Source organism: Paraglaciecola sp. (assembly GCF_039964565.1).
In the GTDB taxonomy this organism is placed as follows: domain Bacteria; phylum Pseudomonadota; class Gammaproteobacteria; order Enterobacterales; family Alteromonadaceae; genus Paraglaciecola.
The window spans coordinates 154785-174618 of record NZ_JBDVXF010000012.1 but is presented as its reverse complement, the minus strand read 5'-3'; the positions used below and the strand labels follow the sequence as shown (position 1 = coordinate 174618).

Sequence of the window (19834 nt, the reverse complement as noted above, 5' to 3'; positions counted from 1 at the left end):
AATAGACGTAATATCGTACACTCAAGATTAAACGTGGAGGTAAAAATTGATGTTAGATAGTACCCGAAAGATATTTGATACAGCTAAAGAATGCTTTTTCCAACATGGCTACAGCGCTGCAAGTATTGCTATGATAAGTCGTTATTCAAAGGTTTCGCGAGTGACTATTCACAAACAGTTTTCTTCAAAAGAAACCTTATTTAGGGCATTTATTCAAAACTTTTTACTCGAAAAAGACGTTGATATTCAAACGTACATCAACAGTAAAGGTCTGTTTTGGGAAGATACGTTTGATTTTTTATCACAACGCTGCACTGAAATTTTCGAAAATATTCCTAGCGCAATAATTAAAGCGGACCTATATCACGCTGGTCAAACTCACTGCGCTGATTTACTCGACGAAAACAGAATGAAGACTCAGCAAGCCATTCAAATGAAACTATGCCAAGCCATAAATGATAAACAACTAAGTTTGGTTAATATTGGTTTAAGTCCTGAGGAATTTGCTACTAATTTAGAATCAGTAGCCGGGGGTATTATGTTATCAAGCTCTTTAGAAGACCCCACTGAGGAAATGAAAACCACGCTGCGCATTTATCAAGTAGCCAGCATGATAGTCAATGAATAAACGACTTATCTAAACACAAACTGGCACATCTTCGATGACTACAAATAATCAGCAAACCAAAATTGAGACAACTCGATTCTAGGTATACTCAAACATAAAAGTGTACCGTCACTGTGCTACTACAAAATGCAGTCCAGAGTCTGCGCCAACCGACATACTCAAACTCGCATCGTAAAAAGTTAGGAACCGAATTTGTTCTAACGTAGCAAAATAGCTCGTTTCTTGCTGCATAATTTTTTCTGGTTCAGTACAAGCTAATTCGGTGCTAACAATGTTGGAAATCGTAATGTTATTCTTATTGTCTAGCGCCAAGTCTGCAGTGTATTGGTTACAACCTCCGAAACCATTTACTTGCATAGTCTGGGTATCAATCGACAGAGTAATACGGCTATTTTCGATAATGGGTTGTGGACCTGAAATGCTATCGAAGGATGAGAGTTCCCAAACAACATAATCAAATGCTGATTGTGTGTTTTTAATTTGTAAATTTGACAAATTAATGTGCAAGCCACCATCTACAGCCAATTCTTCAAGGTCAATTTGCGCCGATTCAGGGTACCCATAATCCTCGTTATAGCGCACAGTGAAGGAAATGCCGTCAGCTATGGCTTTTTCTATCAAGGCAAATAAACTCTCTACGGTATTAATTTCTTGCTGGACCTCTTTTGATATTTCCTCACCTGATGCAATATCAATAGCGGAAACGACTACATTGCCTAAGACGTTAACTTCCATTTGCGCTTGATATTCATCTTCACACTCACAAAATCGGTGACTTTGAATCGTATAGAATTGCCCCGAAAGGCTGTCCCATTTTTTTTTAGCCGCTTGTAATGCATTTGTCTCATCTGACGGATTGGCAACTATTGGATCGGTAACTGAATGTTGTTTGGCCACAAAATGTAAACCCGAGTCCCCACCAACCACCATATTGAGGGTCGTTTGATCAAATGAATAATATTGCACCTGAGATAACGTAGCAAAGTAACTTTGCTCTTGTTGCATAATATCTTCTGGCTCATTACAGGCCATCTCTGTACTAACAATATTAGAAATAGAGATATTGCTACTCTTTTCATCTAGCACCAAATCAGCGCTGTAGTTATTGCAGCCGCCTAAACCACTTACTTGCATATTTTGCATATCAACCGAAAGTGTAATATTTGAACCATCGATAATGGGCCGTGGACCAGCAATAGTCGTGAAGGACTCTACCATCCACGTGACCTTTTCCAATGCCAAGAGAGAATCCTTAACTTCAAAATCTGAAAAGGTGATATGTAAACCACCATCAACAGCGAGCTGTTCAAGATCTATTTTCGCGGATTCAGGATAACCAAACTCTTCATTGTAAGTAACATCAATCGACACCTCGTCTGCAATCGCCTTTTCAATTAACGCAAATAAGTCATCGACGGTTTGAATTTCTTGCTGGACTTCGTTTGAAACAGCATCCTTTGAAGCTACGTAAAATGCAGATAACACTACATCATCTGATACGCTGATTTCGATTTGTGATGACACCTCAGCTGAGCATTCACAAAAGCGTTGACTTTCAATGGTATAGAATTGCCCAGACTGGCTTTCCCACTTCGCCTTAGCACTTTGTAATAATTCCTGATCAGTTTCTGAAATACTGGTCACTTGTGCAACTTCTACCTTATCGCTAGAACCATTACACCCAGCAAGATTGGCAACAACGGCTAACACAATAGGGATCAAAATGAATTTCCTAAAAGACACCTTTGTATTAACTGAAAATCTAAAATGGAATATTTTTGCGAAATCAAATAAAAAAGTCATAGGGATTTGGTTTTGTTTTTAATTAGATGAGTAATATAGCCTAGCCTAAGCTATTTTTCTGTAATCATTTGTAATCCTAATGTTAAATTAGGGCTTATCAATCTGTATTAATAGATGACCAATAATACCAGTTGCGATTACAATTTTACGTCTTCTTAAAAAATACAAAGCGCCTCAATTGAAGCGCTTTTTAGTATTTAGCCGGTTTGTTCCCAAGCTAAGGTTTGAATCATTGAGTACTAAGGTATTTAGTCAGCAAGGTCAAAACGGTCGGCGTTCATCACTTTGTTCCAAGCTGATACGAAATCCTCAAGGAACTTTTCAGTCGAGTCACTACTGGCATACACTTCAGCTATTGAGCGCAAAATAGAATTTGAACCAAATAGTAAATCAACATCAGTTGCACTCCACTTAGCCGCTCCGGTCTTGCGATCATTGCCCTGATACGCATTTTTACCGGCTTTGCTCCATTTAGTGTTCATATCTAACAGATTGACAAAAAAATCATTGGTTAGGGTTTCAGGTTTGTCTGTAAACACTCCGTTGCTTATTCCGTTAGCATTAGCGTTTAATACTCTTAATCCGCCTATAAGAACCGTCATTTCGGGGGCTGTTAGGTTGAGTAATTGAGCACGATCAACCAACAAATCCCCTGGTTCGAAGTTTGTATTGCTTGCAATATAATTTCTAAATCCATCAGCAATTGGTTCGAGTACCGCGATAGAGTCAATATCTGTTTGCTCTTGAAGCGCATCGGTTCGTCCCGCTGAAAATGGAACCCTAATAATACTACCTGCGTCTTTCGCGGCTTTTTCAATTGCTGCTGCCCCGGCGAGCACAATAAGGTCTGCAAGTGACACTTTTTTACTACTAGAGCCGCTATTGAACTCAGCTTGGACGTTTTTAAGTGAAGTCAATACTAAAGCAAGTTGTGGTGGGTTATTGACGGCCCAATCTTTTTGCGGCGCCAAAGCAATGCGCGCACCGTTAGCTCCGCCACGCATATCACTGCCACGGAAAGTCGCAGCAGATGACCAAGCGGTGTTGACTAACTGATAAACAGACAATCCAGTTTCCAAAATTTTGGTTTTAAGCACAGCCACATCACTATCATCAATCAACTCGTGATCAACCGGTGGGATGGGATCTTGCCAAATCAAAGGCTCACTAGGCACTAACTTACCTAAACTACGAGAGAATGGCCCCATATCACGATGAGTTAACTTGTACCAAGCGCGAGAAAATGCCTCTGCAAATTCCTGTGGATTTTTATGAAAACGGCGAGAAATTTTTCCGTACTCAGGATCCATACGTAACGCCAAATCGCTGGTAAACATAATAGGCAAATGTTTTTTACTTTTATCGTGAGCATCTGGCACATTGGCTGCCGAAGGATCGGTTGGTATCCACTGTATCGCACCAGCAGGACTTTTAACCATATCCCAATCGTAGCCAAATAATATATCAAAGTAACTGTTATCCCATTGAGTAGGTGTGTTAGTCCAAGCACCTTCCAGACCGCTAGAAATAGTGTCGACACCGATACCGCTTTTATGGCTGCTAGTCCAACCAAAACCTTGCTCTTCGAGACTTGCACCTTCAGGTTCGGCTCCAACTAAGCCTGCATCACCTGCTCCGTGGGCTTTACCAAATGTGTGTCCACCTGCAATTAGCGCAACGGTTTCTTCGTCGTCCATAGCCATCCGAGCGAAGGTTTCACGAATATCTCGAGCCGAGCCTAAAACACTAGGTTCGCCATTTGGTCCTTCTGGATTAACATAAATCAAGCCCATCTGCACCGCAGCTAAGTTACCCTCTAACTCTCGGTCGTCTTTGTATCGTTCATCATTTAACCACTCCCCTTCAGGGCCCCAGTAAATATCTTCTTCAGGCTCCCAAATTTCAGTGCGGCCACCTGCAAACCCAAAAGTTTTTAGCCCCATGGATTCTAACGCTACGTTGCCGGTCAAAATGATCAAATCTGCCCAAGATAGTTTTCGGCCATATTTTTGCTTAATGGGCCATAGTAATCGCCGGGCCTTATCTAGATTAACATTGTCGGGCCAGCTATTGATTGGTGCAAAACGTTGATTACCTGTACCGGCCCCACCTCGCCCATCTCCTGTACGGTACGTTCCCGCACTGTGCCATGCCATTCGAATAAAAAACGGCCCGTAATGCCCATAGTCCGCTGGCCACCAATCTTGTGAGTCTGTCATTAATGCCTTTAGGTCATCAATAACCGCATCTAAATCTAGCTTTTTAAATTCTTGCGCATAATTGAATCCCCGCTCCATAGGACTGGATTCAGCAGTATTTTGATGTAGGACTTTGAGGTTCACTTGATTAGGCCACCAATGTTCATTCTTTAACGATTCAGATTTGTTTTTGCCGCCATGACCCATTACTGGGCATTTATCTATAGCACTCATGTTACGAAACTCCTGGTGATGTTATGTGCACGTCTTATTTCGACATACCTGCTTAAGTACCATTAAATGTAGCACCAAGAAACGACCTCGCTCTAATGAAGCTTATTGATTGGATTAATAGTTAAGATCTATTGATAGAGGTTTCGGGTGTCTTTTTGATCCTATTCTACCGCGCAAAACTATTACTTTAATTCAACTACTGCTAATGTAAGCAATACCTTCTGCAACTTTCACTAAATAACAACCAAGTTGTAAGGTTTGCCAAGAAAAAGAACAGATACATGAATATTTAGTAAAGGGAGTTAAAATGATATTTAGGTCGTTAATGTTGATGATTTTTTTCGCCACAACCTTTCCCCAAAGCCTAATGGCTAAAGACTTTGTTGCCCATTGCCGTAACTATCCGCCTGATTTATATTTTCAAAAAAATCAATGTTTAGGAGCAGTGCCCGACTTAGTGAATGATATTTTTGAAGAGCTTGGGCACAACATTTTTTGGGTAAAAGCTCCGTGGTTACGATCTTTAAAAGACGCAAAGGAAGGCAGAGTTGATATTCTAGTACGTCACTCCATGACACCTGAACGAGCGTCATTTTTATTACCAATCAAATATGAAGACCGAACTCGGCAGCTCTTATTTTTTAAGTCCCCCGCTCTACAATCTGACATCACTTCATATGAAGATTTACAAAAGGTAGTGGTAGGCGCGATACACGGCGTCTTTTACTCACCTCAATTTTCGGCTATGGATACAAGGAGAGTAATTTTCGTAGAGGAAACAGAACAATTGGTATCTATGCTTGCACTAAACCGTATTGACATAGCCGTAACGTCAGAATCCCATAATAGAGAGTCGTTTGATAGGCAGTTCGAAAAAAGCGACTTTACTGAAACTTTTTACAATCCTCACTACATCAGTATTCCTAAAAGCTCTCCAGCGATGGAATACTATGATGAGGTAGCCGACCTAATGGCAAAGTACCGTGAACTCAACAAAATAGAGCCGTATTTTGAAAAGCATAACTTAAAGCTGCAAAAATCAATTCCTGAGAATACGCATCACACATTGCGCGATAAGTAATGTTACGCAATCGATACGTTTTTATAGCTAGTCTATCTTGGTCAATAATTCGTTAGGTATGGCTGACTTACCTATATCATGGATTTGGCCAGCAATGCGGATCCCCTCAACATCAAAAGCACTCAACCCCAACTGTTGCTCAATCATACGGGCGATGACAGCAACATTATTTTGGTGATGGGCAGTATAATCATCGTTAACAGCCAAAATTGAAGAAATACTATTAATTAGTTGATACAAAAAAACGTCACGTTTCATACTATTTTCCCTAACTTTGTTTTTTTGCTAACTGAATAAAATCGATAAAAAAGCTTAAGTTACAATAGTCCGCATATCAAACTATTTGGACTCTCATGGTTTAAATTAGAACTGGCACTAGCCTATCCGCAATTAAAACCGTCATAAATACGTAATCGTTCTGTTACATACCATCACTAACATTTTGTGGTTTTAAATAAACACGAGAAAATAACATGTACAAAACAGGAATAATTTCGTTAAGCGTATTGCTACTTTTTACGGCTTGTTCTGGGGATGATGGCACTAATGGCGAAAATGGCAGCAATGGCCTTAATAGCTTAGTCAACCATCAAACCCTTGCGTTTGGCAGTAGCGACTGTTCATTTGGCGGACTCATGATTACATCTGGATTAGACGCCGACGCTGATGGCACTTTGGCCGATAACGAAATTGAAAACACAACCTACGATTGCGAAGCCAATACAGTTGGCACAGCAGGTTCTCGTTTACCTTATTCAGTTTTACGTAGTGATATAGAAGACGGTGCCAAGCCAGGTGCAAACTTTGAAATCCGCAATGGTGGTTACGGTTCAGATATGGTTAAACACCCTAGCAACGCCAACCAGTTTTATGCCTTAACCGACCGAGGCCCAAATGCCAGCTATACTGGCGACCTAGGCAAAGGTAAGGTTTTTCCTGTCGCTGACTATACCCCACGCATTGGCCTACTCGAAATTCAAGACAATGGCGATGTCAAAATTATTGAAGAAATTTTACTAAAGCGTCCAGACGGCACTTTAATCACTGGGTTACCTAATAGCTCGGCTTTAGGTGGAACAGGTGAAACGCCCTATTCGGTATTAGACGACGGCACAATTGAAGTATTGCGTGAAGACATGACGCAGGCATACGATGCAATCAACAACCCTATTTTACTTGATGATTATGGATTAGACGGCGAAGGCTTAGTCGCCTTATCAGACGGCACGTTTTGGGTCAGTGATGAATACGGGCCTCACATGGTTCACTTCGATATAGATGGAACTGAAATAGATCGTATCAACGCCTTTGCAAATGACGATCGCGTCACCTTTAACCTACCCGCTGAATTTACGAATCGCCGTGCCAACCGAGGCATGGAAGGTTTGGCAATTACGCCTGACGAAAAAACCCTTGTAGGTATTATGCAATCAACAATGTATAACCCAAGCAGTGCCGTTAAAGCGTTAGACATAGTACGTATCGTTACTGTAGATACAGAAACAGGCAGTGTTTCACAATACCTATACAAGCAAGAAAAAGCCCAAAACTCTCAATCCGGCATTTTTGCTCTAAGTGCCACTGAATTTGTGCTCATTGAACGTGATGGCGCTTTTTATGCGTCTAATACGGATGCGATGAAACACCTCTATAAAATTGACATTAGTGCCGCTACCGATATTGAAACCATCGCAGATACGGGTGCCTGGATCCAAGACGCAGACTTAGGTTTAACCAAAGACGGGCAAACCCTAGAAGAAGTAGTACTAAACGAAGGTTGGGATGGCTTAACTAACATCACACCCGTTACTAAAACATTAGTGAGTGATTTAGTGTCTGAAGTGCAATATCCTCACGACAAGTTAGAAGGCATGTGGCTGATTAACGAATCAACCATAGGTGTTATTAACGACGACGACTTTGCGACTTGGGCATCTGGTGGAGTGTTAGAGCAGAAATACTTGGATGCGGGTCAAACCGTAATTGATGCCAATACGCTCTACATTATTGAAAACCTAGACCTTTAGAGCACAAAACCTTAGATCAACCTATAGCGATATATTACCGGCTAGCCGCAATGTGTCGCTATGGTGTTGATTGAGCTGAGTCATTGACATATTTAGACACTAAGAAGATATTCATTATTTTGACGTTGACGCCTTGGTATACAAACTATCCCCATACCCCCTAGCGTCATCGCCATCTTTCCAAATCATTGCACAATCTTGAGGTAGATATACTTTCTATAGAATCAGGAGGTTGCAACAAGAACAGTACAATGGGAAAACGTGTATCCAATTTATTGTTAGCTTTGGCGATTTGCTATCCCACCAACTAATGATTGGGGTAAATAGACTGCGAATGATGATAAGCGAAGCGAGTAGCTTTGGAGTTAACGAAAACACCTAAAGAAGCTTTAAAAATATTTGAAGTATTAATGTGAACTAGAAAAATTTACATATTGCTTTCTCGATTTAATTCAATCAAGAAATGGTGCCAGGGCCGGACTCTACTATTAATATAAAGCCATATATTTCAATACGTTAAAAACACAATAACTAAAAATACCCCCAACGATACCCCCTAGTGAATTTCTCTCACCTTTACGACAAAACAAAAACAGGTATCGTTAAAGTCTCACAAACATAAGAAAAACGTATGGAAACATTTTCATGAATAAGATTATTTTTACTTTTTTTACCATTTTAATACTTAATGGCTGTGCCGCTACTTCTGATATAGGTGTTAAACCTAAACGTATATCGTCATCTATCAAAGCTAGTCAGTTCAATGAATACGCTTCAAAATATTTAGAGCGGCCAACTTGGGTTAGCTATGCTGAATATCAAACCATACCTAATAGATTATGCATTCAGTTTGAAGCTTATAATGCCCTAAAATCATCTAGATTGTTTTTTTATGCAAGATCGAGTTGAATCATATATAGCGCTAATTGATAGGTACTCTGACTGGGAAGCAAAAGCAACCAGTCGTGGTGATATATTGGAACAAAAGGAATTGGGATTCGTTGACGGCGTTGCCGGTGTAAAACTCAAGTTTTCATTTTACAGTGGAAGCTCAACTAATCACTATTTAATAATCGAAGAAGGCCTATTAGGCTCTTACAATTTCGCAATGGTATTTGATAAATCTAATATTCAGGAATTGAAAACATTATTTGAAGATTTTGTCGGAGGAAAAATCAAAGACCTTATATGTAGTAGCTCATATCTGATCTGACATTCTTGCTGAGAAGTTTCGATTTAACCTGACTGGCAGCAATGAGAGATCAGGAGACTGTCAGCTACTTTTACACCTATTTCAGCTATGAGCGAAAAGCAGATAATGATTAGCTCACCAGTTACGGGCCGCTAAAGACAATAACCGGACGCAAAGAACTTTGATTTAATCCTCTCACTATCTACCAGAAGCGATGGTTGTTTTACAACCAACTTATCCTTATAATTATGCGATAAAAAATAACGCTTTTCCTCGTCTATCCTCTGGTAACTACTTCTTTCATATCCACTTAAAAATTAAAATTATAGATCGAAAAAGTCATCGAAATTACCGTCATCAACGTCTTTTGTGTTTATATAAGTTCTAATTTTTTCTCGAACAAACTTTTGATCCATCGTCAGAGTGGATTGTTCTGCTCGTACTAACCATTTTAAGTGATCTACTAATCCATTCACCTCTGAAACCATTCCAAGATCTGCATAGCACAATAGTAAGTTCCAAGCGGAAATACATGAATCAGAGTCTTTCTCACCACTAGCTTTTATCCTAACTTTTAAATTTTCATAATGAAGATTTAATGCTCTTTCCATATAACCTAAATGCCTAAGTGCTTCGGCTAAATTATTTTTGGTTCTAACTACATGAAGGTGAGTCTCGGATAAATACTGTAGCTGTTGTCGCAATACCTCTTGTGTTTCTAAAAGAGCTTCTGTAGGTCTTTTAAGTGCAATTAGTAGTTCGGCTCTATTGTTTTTCGCTATTAGTATTTTAGACCTATATCCTCTGGTTTCTCCCATCATCTTGTATTGATCAATGGCTATATCAATAAGTCGTTTCGCCTCAGCAAAATCATTCAGTCGTCTATATACATGCGATAGATTTGTAAGAGTGTCTATACCGTCTAATTCCAAACTTCCATCTTTGTTTTGTAGATACAATAGCTTTTCAAGTAGAACTAGCGAGACTTCAAATTCACTTTTGTTTAGATAATAGATTGCTTTATTAAAGAGGACTTTTCTGTCTGCACCGAAACCCGTTTCGTATAGGACGTTCATCCCTTCATCAAGTGCTTTTGAGTTTACATTTTCAGTATCAGAACTAAAGGCTTTGATTGGGAAACCGCTGACAGATGTTATTGCATTAAGACCTATTAATGATTCAAGTCTATCTGATACTGCTTCGGGCCCAGAACACTCTAAAACTATTGAGCCATCTGATATTTCCTCAACTTGAATAGACCTGTCATCCAAATTTATTTTAAAAAGTTCTTCAAGTATTTTTGGTATTTGGCCAGTATCTTCGCTATAGCTTGCTTCTAGTGTTAATTTGAATTTTACTCGTTTGGGTGAGTATTTGGAGAACTTAAAAAGGTTTTGATCAGCTAATGCGCACAGGAAAGAGTACGAGTTTTGCATTGCAATTTTCCTTATTGAACCGTCCCCAAGTTCATCAAGCTCTTTTTTTCTTTCGTCACAAAAATCCGATACTCCTCTGATGATTAAGTTCGAAGGTACATTTTCAAAAACCGATTGCATTACGCCATACGATTCCATCTCAGTAACCAGATATTTTCTGTCGAGCTTTTTTAAATATTTTACAAACTTATCAGAAGCTATTACTGATGGTCCTGATGCGATATGACCCACATGAACTTTTGTGTTCGTAACTTCAATACCTCTTGTTTTTAAAAATACTCTATTTGACTCTGTACATTGCTTTTCCCAACGAGATTTTGATTCAGCTTGCCAGGATTCCATTGCAAGTGTGTGCGCTAGTTTAAAGTTCTTTGCATGTTTCTGTATTGCTTTTGATGTAGGAAAAGCTTCTTTACTCACCGACAGGCTAATATCACCACGTTTATTTTCTACAATTTTTGAATCTTGATGGTAGCCGTCTATCTGGGACCCAATCACTACGTCACAAATATTCACATCATTCGATAAGCCACCACTTATACCTATATTCACAAGGGTTTCCGGCTTAAATTTAGATATTAGCCTCTCACAACTTATTGCTGCTTTTTCTGGACCCATACCGCCAATAAGGACTGCTATGCATTGATATGAGCGACTACCCAATCCCATTTCAAATTCATAGTAATATTCTTCTTTTTCCTCATCCCAATGCGGTTTATATCCTAAGTTCGGTAGAATCTCTTCTAGTTCTTCTTCTAGAGCAACTACAAGAGCAATATCACACTGCAGTTTTCCATCCATGTTAATTCCCTTTTAATAAGTGCTGGTGTGAGCATTGCTGACTATCTTTAAAATCAATAGTAGAAAGAATGCGGAAAAAAAAACTCTGTTAAATCTTAACATCACCTTTTTTAAATCAATATATTTAACATTACAAGCACAAACTTTTTTCTTATGATATAAAAACTGACATAAAATTTTATAGTAATCATTTAGATTGAGTTTGTAGTGGCACACTTAATTTGGTCACCTAACTTTAGGTGTTGTGCTTAAAGCATAGCAAAATTAGGTGAAAAAATAAGCCAAAAGAAGAAAGGCAGATTCAGCCCCGAATTTAAATTAGAAACCGCGCAGTTGGTCGTCGATCAAGGATACACCCAAAAAGAAGCATCAGAAGCGATGAATGTTGGCTTTAGTACAGTCGGCCTTTGGGTCAAACAGCTTCGGCAAGAACGGCAGGGTAACCCTGGTAAGCATTCCCCAATGACACCAGAGCAAATTGAGATCAGAGAGCTGAAGAAGAAGTTAGAACGTGCCGAGCTAGAAAAGAACATATTAAAAAAGGCTACCGCTCTGTTAATGTCGGACTCCGTGAAACACTCTCGTTGATCGAGAAGCTGACTCAGAGCGATAAAGGCCGTTATTCGGTCAAAGTGGTGTTTGAGGTATTGGATGTCCACCGCAGCATCTATAGATATTGGCGACAGCGTGATAAACGCTTATCACCAGAAGCCGCCAGGCTACACAGATTGGTAAAAGAAGCCTATCGCTTGAGTGGTGGTTCCGCTGGGGCAAGAACGATTGCAGATATCGTGACGAACGATGAGTCTCATACAGTGAGCTTATCGCGATATCGAGCGACAAAGCTAATGAAGAAATTGGATTTAGTCAGTAGTCAGCTTTCACAGCATAGTTACAAGAAGGCAACACAAGTGCACGTAACCATTCCTAATTTATTAGATTGGCAATTCGCCGTAACGGCACCTAATCGGGTCTGGTGCGGCGATGTAAGTTATATATGGACAGGTAAAAGATGGACGTATCTGGCTGTAGTGATTGACTTGTTTGCACGCAAACCTATTGGTTGGCGATGAGTCATTCACCCAATAGTAATCTGACATGTTAGGCATTAGCAATGGCGTTTGAAAGCCGAGGAAAGCCTAAAGATGTTATGTTTCATAGCGACCAAGGGTGTCATTACACAAGCCGCCAATTTAGACAACTTATCTAGTGTTACCGCATAACACAAAGCATGAGTCGACGAGGAAATTGTTGGGATAACAGTCCTATGGAGCGATTATTTAGAAGCCTGAAAACAGAATAGATACCGACAACTGGTTACAAAAGTTTTATAGAAGCCAAACGTGGAATTAATGATTACATTATTGGCAACTACAGCGAAATTAGGCCTCATTCATACAATGGTGGACTGACTCCGAACGAGTCAGAAAAGAGGTGTTGGAATTACTATAAACCCGTGGCCAAAAACAGTTGATCACTACATTACACATTAAAAAAAGATACTTAAATAAAATATGTCATAGTAGTTATGTATTTACTATGCATGCAATGTAATCACAAAATCAAAACAAGCTTGAATCTTTTAAGTCGGTTGACCTACAGGCCTATTGCGTATCTCTTTTGCTTGTTTTTACTTGTACTCAGAAGAATAACACAGCGTAGGAAGAGTCGAAATTTGTTTGATTTAAGAACGCTTTCGCCCATGGAGGTAGTGACCTCCGCCACTATGAAGATTCTTCTTAGGTCGCAGCATTCGCTGCGATGACGGTGCTGTGTCGCTAACGTCCGGTAAACGTACTCAACTGCCGTTCAAACTTAACACTCAAATTTCCGCTTTTGGCACAAAGCTCTCATTCGGCTTCGAGCGAGAAAGGGACACACACAAAATTATCTGATGGTGTTGAATTAGGTCATTTTCGACCCAAATCGGACGAAAGAACTTAACGTGTTGAACTGTAATCTTGGTGACAAATGATACGTTTCAACGTACCTGAAACCACAGATCTCATCACGAATAATTTTACTTTGTTCTGACCCGATAGTTTTCTTATAACTATTATCACCTCCGGTGCATCCGGAAGTAATCGCGTAATATCTGGTATTGGGTATCTTTCGCAAGTTGTGGGGCGGCTTGCTCGATCTCGTCCAAACATTGAACTAACTTCTCCGACGGCCATTGCTGTTCAGCAATTAGTACACTTAGAAAATGCAAGGTATCTTTGGGAAATCTACTGCATAACCCGGACCCTTTTAGAAGATGAACTATATAGTGAGGCTGTTCTAATGGCTGCAGCCAGTCAAACACTGCATCCAATGCCACAGGGAATTCACCTCGAGCAGCAATCACCAAACGCGCTAGGGATGCGGAAATTTTTGGGGTGATGAATTCGCGTGACTTAGGCCAAATTTCTTGCCAGAAAGGTTTAACACGGTTTTTCCAATAATCCTCACGTTGCTCACCGGCCCCTTCTAACGCTTGCGATAAAGCTTGTGCGCACTTTTCAAGCCCCTCTGGTGGCAACGAACTAATTGCAGTGCGGAATTCATCTACGGTGTACCCCTCAGTTGGGCCTAATGCAACGTATGTTAGGAAGGTAGCGAGTTGCTGGCGATACTCCTGAAGATCTGCGTAGTGATTTACGCTGTCGAGTAGCTGCCGTTTCATTGCAGTCAATAATGGTTGATACAAGCGAGGCGACCATAGGAACCCTTCCCAAACGGCCTTTGCCTCAGTGAGATTGTCCCAACTGAAAAGCGGTAGCAAATATTGCTCTGTCCAGTTCCGATCTGCGCGGAATAGAGCAATTAATCTCGATCCAAGAATAACACGGCCATGACGGAATCGGCCAATCCGCACATTACAAAGAGAAGTGAAGATAGATTTGATTTCTGTAGGAAGCAAATCGTTGTCATTCGGTTTTTTCTTAAACCACATATTGATGAGGGCTTGAGTAACATGTCCAACTGAATGATTGATGGCCTCCATGACAGGTTGTTCGCTCTGTTGGCCGTTATGCTTTATCTCTGTGCCAGTATTAATGTCTAACGCCAATACATGAGAGCATAGATTCAGTAGAATATCTTCATGTTGATCTATACCCTTCGATGCCTTTTCCAACCACCAAGAAACACTTTGAGTGATTTTTAGCATTACGGCATTAGGCATAGTCTGTATTAATGGCGCAGCATTTCGCCAAGCTTCTGATATCATGTCATCTTCAGCCCAAACCTGAAGGGCTTCTCGCCAGCGCTTAGTTGGCCACTCCCCTCTTTGAGCCAAATCATTTAACGCGCCAAAACTTTCAACAAAACAGGTGCGGCAAACATCACGCCACGTATCTTCATAGAATGTTTGTGTTTCGGATGCTGGTTTAGTAAGCCATTTCACCAACTCCTTTCGATTGCGCGGGGCAATATCTATATCTTTGTTGTCCTCGTAATCAGGATCACCTGTACCACTCATCCATTGCGAGAACTCATCTCTCTCGTTTTCCGCCAATTGAAACTGAGGGAATGTACTGGATAATTCCGCTAACCGCTTTTCTGCAAGTTCGCCAAGAACAATGCCAGATGAATTGAGTTTAGCAAGATGCAGCCAGATGGAGCGAGCTATCAAGTCCTGCCATTGATTAGAATCTAAATCATCTCGGTACATGTCCCGAGGCGGACCAGATAATATGGCTGCCTCCAGGCGTTCCTGGATTGTTCCATTCAACATCTGTCCCTTCAAAACGAAAAGTCGATAAACTTCTCGCCCAGTTTCAGTAGACCATAGCCACCAAGAACGCTCGGACAAAAGCCATTTCACCCATTGACTAGGTTTTATGTAGTTATCCTGGCTAGCTGCAAACAATGCCAGACGCTTGAAAGTTGGATACGGAAGATTGAACCAAGCTTGTGCGATATGTGTACCACGCCGATTGTCGATAGCATACAGTGCTAGCCAAGAATCACGGAGCAATTCAATCAAGCTTACCCAATCATGGTATCCACGGTTCTGCCAGTGATGGGAAATAGATGGTAAATCCCAGTACGACCTGTCGCTTTTATCATGGGCTTCTCCAATCTCTCTCAATAAATCCAGCGCATCACGCAATAGTTGCTGAAAATCATCCAACAAGAGAGGTAGAATTGATGTCCACTCAGGATCTGCCATGTCTTGCAATGTTGAATACACCTGGTCAGCGGCCAAAACAAGTTCCCAGTTTACTAATTGCCCAATACGTGAGGGTTTATCATCTCTACTCGAGTCATCATAATCCCAGCGAAACGGTTTTTTCAATACCACTTTGGGGTTTAGTAACTCGCGCAGTCCCAGCCGCAGAGTGGTAGTAAATCCCTCTCGCTTTAACCGTCTTTGCCAATCATAGAGGTCGAAATTTTGCCATGGCGATTTAACTCGGTTACTCAGTAAAAGCCTCCAAAGCGTTTTCATCAATGGACTAGGAATAGCCATTGGGGCTTGTGCTCGTATTTCGTCAAGCTCGGAAGTGTTACCCTCTTGCTCCAATGTGTAAAAACGATCTAATTCTCTCTCAATTAGCGCCACCCAGCGATGGTGTAACTGCCCACCGCGCTCCCCAATCCATACGATAAGTTTTGGGTCATTTAGGTGTCGCGTAAGCCAGCGAGCCAATTGAAACATGACCTCATCCCATTGGCTATCGGTAGCGCCACCAGAAATCAACTGCATCAGAGGCGCACGATCATAAGGAGCAGGACGGCGAACTAGACTAAAGCGTAGTTTGGCGTCAGCTTCATCATGCGGAGGCACACCAAATCGCTCCAAATCGTGGCGTTCGAAACACTCAAGGGCAAATGAGTCTAACAGCCAATCTAATGAGGGCACTGGATTGAAGTCTGCAAAGCGTTTTGCGGGCAATCCATATTTATCTGACAAAGCCCACAACATTCGGCCGACAAAATCGTCCTGCTGGGTACTTGCCTGAGGCTTAGTTAGGGCATGTTTGACGACAATTGCCTCTTTACCTTGTACTCCATCGTGATAAGTTTCAGCCCAAGCCTCTAGGGTTTTGTGTAAAGCAGAATGGTTGTCAGTGCCAGCAGGCACTTCATAGAGAATTGGCCTAACGCCTTTAGCTTCCCATTTAATCGTCTTTCGCTGTTCCTGACCAGACTCGCATTCGCCCATTGCCCATGCTTGCGGCGTCACTTCGCCGAGCATACGATCTGCCGCCAATGCATCCATCATATAGCGAAGAACCGGGTCATTAATGCTGTAGCCTATGAAGCAGACTACATAGTTGCGAAACAACTCACTAACAAAGCGTGCCGCCCAGCGTTCTGTGAGATAGGCCAAACCAAAATCACCGCTGGTGACAACCAAGCGGTTCAGCGAGGTTTCGTCTTCCTTCACAGGTAGCAGGCCATGTAAATGCACAAGTCCGTTCCAGCGACTATTCTTGGGAATCGGTAACATCGGGGCTGCATAGGATTGGAACATCTGCCCTGTACGTTTTGCCGCTACATGAAAGGTGCGATCGAAGTTGGTTGTTACCATTCGCAACACGCCATCTCGACTACTAGCAAGGCGCAATAATGCTGTTTGCGTATCAGTGGCACCTTTTCGACGGAGCTTTGGTTTAAGAATTTTGGATAATGCTCGGCGAACTGTTAACCGTTGACCTGGTATACGACGCTCTAGTAGATCAAGCGTCGCGTCAAACTGACCTCGGTCAAACGCTTCTTGTTCAATGTCAGAAAATGAAGTCCCGCATTCGCGATAGACTTGTTCTACCAAGCCTTTAAAGCCAGGAAGTCCCGCAGGGTAAGAGATTCCGGCTCCACAGAAAAACACTACTCGGCCTTCCTCATGCGCTTGCACGAGTGTATCGGGAATATCTGGGCCATTGGTTATGAATTGCATTCCTTCTGTTCCCTACCTACCAATCTGATTAAGCATGAAAAGTAGCTGTAACCTAAACAACATTTAGCCGTATTTTAGTCTTTTCATTTTCAGTGTGTTCATTTTTGAGAACGGCTACAAATATGCTGATTTGATGGCCTAGGTCTATACAACCGGCCGATCCAGGGCTATCACCACCATGGATAAACATGTTGTAACGTCCTGTACTCTCGCGCTGAGCTAAACTTTGTCTTATTGGGATTCTAAATTCCCCCCAAGCAGACATATGCAACATTACTCCATTCCATACGCAGCCAAACACCTTTCCCTTAAGTGCTAGCGCTAGCATCACTGTTGGTTTAGAAAAACCTCTAGGTGTCCAATCGTCCCCAAAGGACATTTTATGAATCTCAGAACTGTATATCCAATAAGTCCCTTTAGGTATTGGTTCAGAACTCTGATTACCAGATACCGCCTTAAACACTTCACTTTTACCACCAAATTTCTTTACATTATCTAATTTTAGAGATGATCCATTAAAAGTAATGGAAAGGTGTGAATTGGACTCCATGAGATTCCTCCAGATTAGGATATATTCTTAACGACCAAATAGCATGCCCGTCTTTAGTGCCGAATTAGTTATTCTACGAACGTCCTACATAGGTTTGAACTAATGAGGTGAACGTCCTCTATGGAAAGATCACCGATTATTTAACTTACCGCTATTAAACGTTAACTGCTAACGATTGGCAAGGGACAGACCGCAAGGTTTGGTCTGCAGAAAGCAGGGAGAGAATGGTTTTACAAGACTTTTTATAGACTAGACAATTTAAAATTATCTAATCCAAAAGAGAAACAACGTTCCCTTCTTTGAATTTATAATTATCCACCACACCAAAGCCAAGATTGATGGGCTTTTCGTCTTGAATAACTAAATACACGCCGTTTATTTCAACGTGGCCCAATAACCAATCATGTTGTTTGCCTTCAACCCATTTACAAGCTAAACCATCACCAGACGTGTATGCCTCGACATGTGTGATAACACACCCTTTTAAAGGCTTTGATTCGCTTAACTGTTTGAAACCAAGAAAAGGCATAGCATGAATATTGTCACCTTCTATCGTTGATACAGTAGCCCCACACATTGCCTTAGAGCCTCCAAGAATATTGGGAGATAGAATGAATCGCTTATAATTATAAACTCGACGGATCGCTGGCAAAAACACTCACAATACAACTGTACATTTATACAGTCATATTAATCTAATATCTTGGATTTTGCAGCTAAAAAGATTTGGTAAATTTAGAACAAGTGAACTACTTTTAGAGTTCAATCTATTCAAGGATGATGATCATGTCACAGTACATTCCACCCATCGCATTAGTAAAAACATGGCTTCAGTTAATTAATTTCAGCGTAGAAAAAGAAGTTAGAGCACATTCCAAAAGAATGATTAATAGAAACTTCGGCAGTGTTGATTTAGCCATTACTTACATTGAGCAAAACCAACAACAAAAAACCGGTTAGTAAATTAGTTATAGCTATGAATAAGCAAGAACCGCCTAAAGTATTAGTTGAAACTTGGTTGCAACTACTCACGCAAAATGAAGATATAGAATTAAAAGAGCATGGTAAAAACATGTTGACTGGAGCGTTCGAGAATATGCAAAACGTTACTAACTATGTGAAGAAGCATCACATAAAAATTGGATAAGGTATGGGCTGGTTAAAAGACTAGGATCTTGCCAAACAGTACCTTGGACCCAGTATAATTTCACGCTGTCATGTAAGGTATTATGAGAAAGTCTTAGCTTTAGTAGACTACCGCCAGCTAAGGGGCGAAGTTCGCAGCACTTTGTCCGACTTGAGCGCTTTGTTATGCGCGGCCTATATACGGAGATATGTCGATGACATTTACTGAACCCTTATAGAGATTGTAATAATCTCGTGTGATCTTGATACCGGAGCCATATTTATCTAATATCTTTTTTTGAATCACTGGTTGTTTGGATAGTACGCTAGATAAGGCTCTACCCCCATTTAAGAACTTCAGAGGATAATGAGTGCCGACAACATAAAGGTTCTTAGACTTATCCGTATCGTACTCCGCAAGTTCAAAAAAGTCTTTAAATATTCCGTTCTGTCTTATCGACTCCGCGCCACCTTTCCAATCGATAAACTTAAACTCGGCTACTTGTAGGTTCGTTTCTAGATCAAACTTACGACCAGTATTACCAGCACCTAAAGATACACTCTGTACAATTTCCTCAGGTTTCAAAATATCCTTAAGAGCATGCAATATTCCAGAGGCATGAATAATTACATTGATCTCTCCTGCTACCTTTTTTACAGCGAGTGCCGAATCTATGAAGCTATCCGTAATATTATTTTCGGCACAGTAATTTAACGACTTATCAGAATTAGCCCCTACTATTCCTTCTTCCAAGATTGATAGGCTCTCTGTAAGCGAGGCCCCTTGAAATTTACTTATGGCTTTAATTGCACTATCAATGCTCATAACTATCCTTGCACAAAACGCCTCATTAAGAAGCCAAAAAATTGTT

The 19834-nt window shown here is 40.9% G+C and carries 15 protein-coding genes and 1 pseudogene; 8 read left to right on the top strand and 8 right to left on the bottom strand.

Annotated elements, in window-relative coordinates:
• Positions 1-49 precede the first annotated feature (49 nt).
• The gene (locus ABJK37_RS07160) at positions 50-628 is read left to right on the top strand and encodes a helix-turn-helix domain-containing protein (RefSeq protein WP_348351534.1); all 579 of its coding nucleotides are present in this window, start codon (positions 50-52) and stop codon (positions 626-628) included.
• Between the two features lie 108 nt (positions 629-736).
• Here the strand turns inward: ABJK37_RS07160 and ABJK37_RS07155 are convergent, their stop codons facing one another.
• Together ABJK37_RS07155 and katG are read right to left on the bottom strand one after the other, a co-directional pair.
• On the bottom strand, positions 737-2350 hold the full coding sequence (locus ABJK37_RS07155) for a DUF6174 domain-containing protein (RefSeq protein ID WP_348351532.1): 1614 nt from the start codon (positions 2348-2350) through the stop codon (positions 737-739).
• Positions 2351-2679: 329 nt separating this feature from the next.
• Complete coding sequence (gene katG / locus ABJK37_RS07150; protein WP_348351606.1) at positions 2680-4836, bottom strand: catalase/peroxidase HPI; 2157 nt, start codon at positions 4834-4836, stop codon at positions 2680-2682.
• Between the two features lie 334 nt (positions 4837-5170).
• On the opposite strand from katG, the gene ABJK37_RS07145 reads away from it, so the two are divergent.
• A complete protein-coding gene (locus tag ABJK37_RS07145) occupies positions 5171-5944 on the top strand; it encodes a transporter substrate-binding domain-containing protein (protein WP_348351530.1) in 774 nt (257 codons plus the stop codon).
• Between the two features lie 27 nt (positions 5945-5971).
• Here ABJK37_RS07145 and ABJK37_RS07140 read toward each other — a convergent pair whose 3' ends face one another.
• Entirely contained in the window at positions 5972-6202 is a 231-nt protein-coding gene (locus ABJK37_RS07140) for an HD domain-containing phosphohydrolase (RefSeq protein ID WP_348351528.1), read from the bottom strand.
• Positions 6203-6417: 215 nt separating this feature from the next.
• On the opposite strand from ABJK37_RS07140, the gene ABJK37_RS07135 reads away from it, so the two are divergent.
• The 3 genes from ABJK37_RS07135 (at position 6418) to ABJK37_RS07125 (ending at position 9184) form a co-directional block, all read left to right on the top strand.
• On the top strand, positions 6418-7971 hold the full coding sequence (locus tag ABJK37_RS07135; protein ID WP_348351526.1) for an esterase-like activity of phytase family protein: 1554 nt from the start codon (positions 6418-6420) through the stop codon (positions 7969-7971).
• Between the two features lie 645 nt (positions 7972-8616).
• Positions 8617-8880 carry a hypothetical protein gene (locus ABJK37_RS07130; protein ID WP_348351524.1) on the top strand — a complete coding sequence of 88 codons (264 nt, stop codon included), beginning with the start codon at positions 8617-8619 and terminating at the stop codon, positions 8878-8880.
• On the top strand, positions 8864-9184 hold the full coding sequence (locus ABJK37_RS07125) for a hypothetical protein (protein WP_348351522.1): 321 nt from the start codon (positions 8864-8866) through the stop codon (positions 9182-9184). Before ABJK37_RS07130 ends, ABJK37_RS07125 begins: the two co-directional genes overlap by 17 nt.
• A 302-nt stretch (positions 9185-9486) precedes the next feature.
• Here the strand turns inward: ABJK37_RS07125 and ABJK37_RS07120 are convergent, their stop codons facing one another.
• On the bottom strand, positions 9487-11400 hold the full coding sequence (locus ABJK37_RS07120; RefSeq protein ID WP_348351520.1) for a tetratricopeptide repeat protein: 1914 nt from the start codon (positions 11398-11400) through the stop codon (positions 9487-9489).
• 276 nt (positions 11401-11676) lie between these two features.
• Here ABJK37_RS07120 and ABJK37_RS07115 point away from each other — a divergent pair.
• Positions 11677-12874: pseudogene (locus tag ABJK37_RS07115) on the top strand (IS3 family transposase).
• A gap of 585 nt (positions 12875-13459) precedes the next feature.
• Here ABJK37_RS07115 and dsr1 read toward each other — a convergent pair.
• The 3 genes from dsr1 to ABJK37_RS07100 form a co-directional block, all read right to left on the bottom strand.
• Positions 13460-17287, bottom strand: a complete 3828-nt coding sequence (gene dsr1 / locus ABJK37_RS07110) for an anti-phage defense-associated sirtuin Dsr1 (RefSeq protein ID WP_348351518.1) — start codon at positions 17285-17287, stop codon at positions 13460-13462.
• 52 nt (positions 17288-17339) lie between these two features.
• Positions 17340-17837: a hypothetical protein gene (locus ABJK37_RS07105; protein WP_348351516.1), complete on the bottom strand. Its 498-nt coding sequence runs from the start codon at positions 17835-17837 to the stop codon at positions 17340-17342.
• Between the two features lie 268 nt (positions 17838-18105).
• Positions 18106-18414, bottom strand: coding sequence for a hypothetical protein (locus tag ABJK37_RS07100; RefSeq protein ID WP_348351514.1), 309 nt, complete (start codon positions 18412-18414; stop codon positions 18106-18108).
• A 209-nt stretch (positions 18415-18623) separates the two neighbouring features.
• On the opposite strand from ABJK37_RS07100, the gene ABJK37_RS07095 reads away from it, so the two are divergent.
• Both ABJK37_RS07095 and ABJK37_RS07090 read left to right on the top strand, forming a co-directional pair.
• Positions 18624-18797 (top strand): hypothetical protein, encoded by a 174-nt coding sequence (locus ABJK37_RS07095; RefSeq protein WP_348351512.1) that lies wholly within the window; start codon positions 18624-18626, stop codon positions 18795-18797.
• Positions 18798-18813: 16 nt separating this feature from the next.
• Positions 18814-18984 carry a hypothetical protein gene (locus ABJK37_RS07090; RefSeq protein ID WP_348351510.1) on the top strand — a complete coding sequence of 57 codons (171 nt, stop codon included), beginning with the start codon at positions 18814-18816 and terminating at the stop codon, positions 18982-18984.
• A 162-nt stretch (positions 18985-19146) separates the two neighbouring features.
• On the opposite strand, the gene ABJK37_RS07085 is transcribed toward ABJK37_RS07090, so the two are convergent.
• Positions 19147-19788 (bottom strand): hypothetical protein, encoded by a 642-nt coding sequence (locus ABJK37_RS07085; protein ID WP_348351508.1) that lies wholly within the window; start codon positions 19786-19788, stop codon positions 19147-19149.
• Positions 19789-19834 lie beyond the last annotated feature (46 nt).

Bases quoted from the DNA above. Each gene is read 5' to 3' on its own strand.
- ABJK37_RS07160 (WP_348351534.1), top strand. From the start codon at position 50: ATGTTAGATAGTACCCGAAAGATATTTGATACAGCTAAAGAATGCTTT.
- katG (WP_348351606.1), bottom strand. From the start codon at position 4,836: ATGGGTCATGGCGGCAAAAACAAATCTGAATCGTTAAAGAATGAACAT.
- ABJK37_RS07145 (WP_348351530.1), top strand. From the start codon at position 5,171: ATGATATTTAGGTCGTTAATGTTGATGATTTTTTTCGCCACAACCTTT.
- ABJK37_RS07140 (WP_348351528.1), bottom strand. From the start codon at position 6,202: ATGAAACGTGACGTTTTTTTGTATCAACTAATTAATAGTATTTCTTCA.
- ABJK37_RS07135 (WP_348351526.1), top strand. From the start codon at position 6,418: ATGTACAAAACAGGAATAATTTCGTTAAGCGTATTGCTACTTTTTACG.
- ABJK37_RS07130 (WP_348351524.1), top strand. From the start codon at position 8,617: ATGAATAAGATTATTTTTACTTTTTTTACCATTTTAATACTTAATGGC.
- ABJK37_RS07125 (WP_348351522.1), top strand. From the start codon at position 8,864: ATGCAAGATCGAGTTGAATCATATATAGCGCTAATTGATAGGTACTCT.
- ABJK37_RS07120 (WP_348351520.1), bottom strand. From the start codon at position 11,400: ATGGATGGAAAACTGCAGTGTGATATTGCTCTTGTAGTTGCTCTAGAA.
- dsr1 (WP_348351518.1), bottom strand. From the start codon at position 17,287: ATGCAATTCATAACCAATGGCCCAGATATTCCCGATACACTCGTGCAA.
- ABJK37_RS07105 (WP_348351516.1), bottom strand. From the start codon at position 17,837: ATGGAGTCCAATTCACACCTTTCCATTACTTTTAATGGATCATCTCTA.
- ABJK37_RS07100 (WP_348351514.1), bottom strand. From the start codon at position 18,414: ATGTGTGGGGCTACTGTATCAACGATAGAAGGTGACAATATTCATGCT.
- ABJK37_RS07095 (WP_348351512.1), top strand. From the start codon at position 18,624: ATGTCACAGTACATTCCACCCATCGCATTAGTAAAAACATGGCTTCAG.
- ABJK37_RS07090 (WP_348351510.1), top strand. From the start codon at position 18,814: ATGAATAAGCAAGAACCGCCTAAAGTATTAGTTGAAACTTGGTTGCAA.
- ABJK37_RS07085 (WP_348351508.1), bottom strand. From the start codon at position 19,788: ATGAGCATTGATAGTGCAATTAAAGCCATAAGTAAATTTCAAGGGGCC.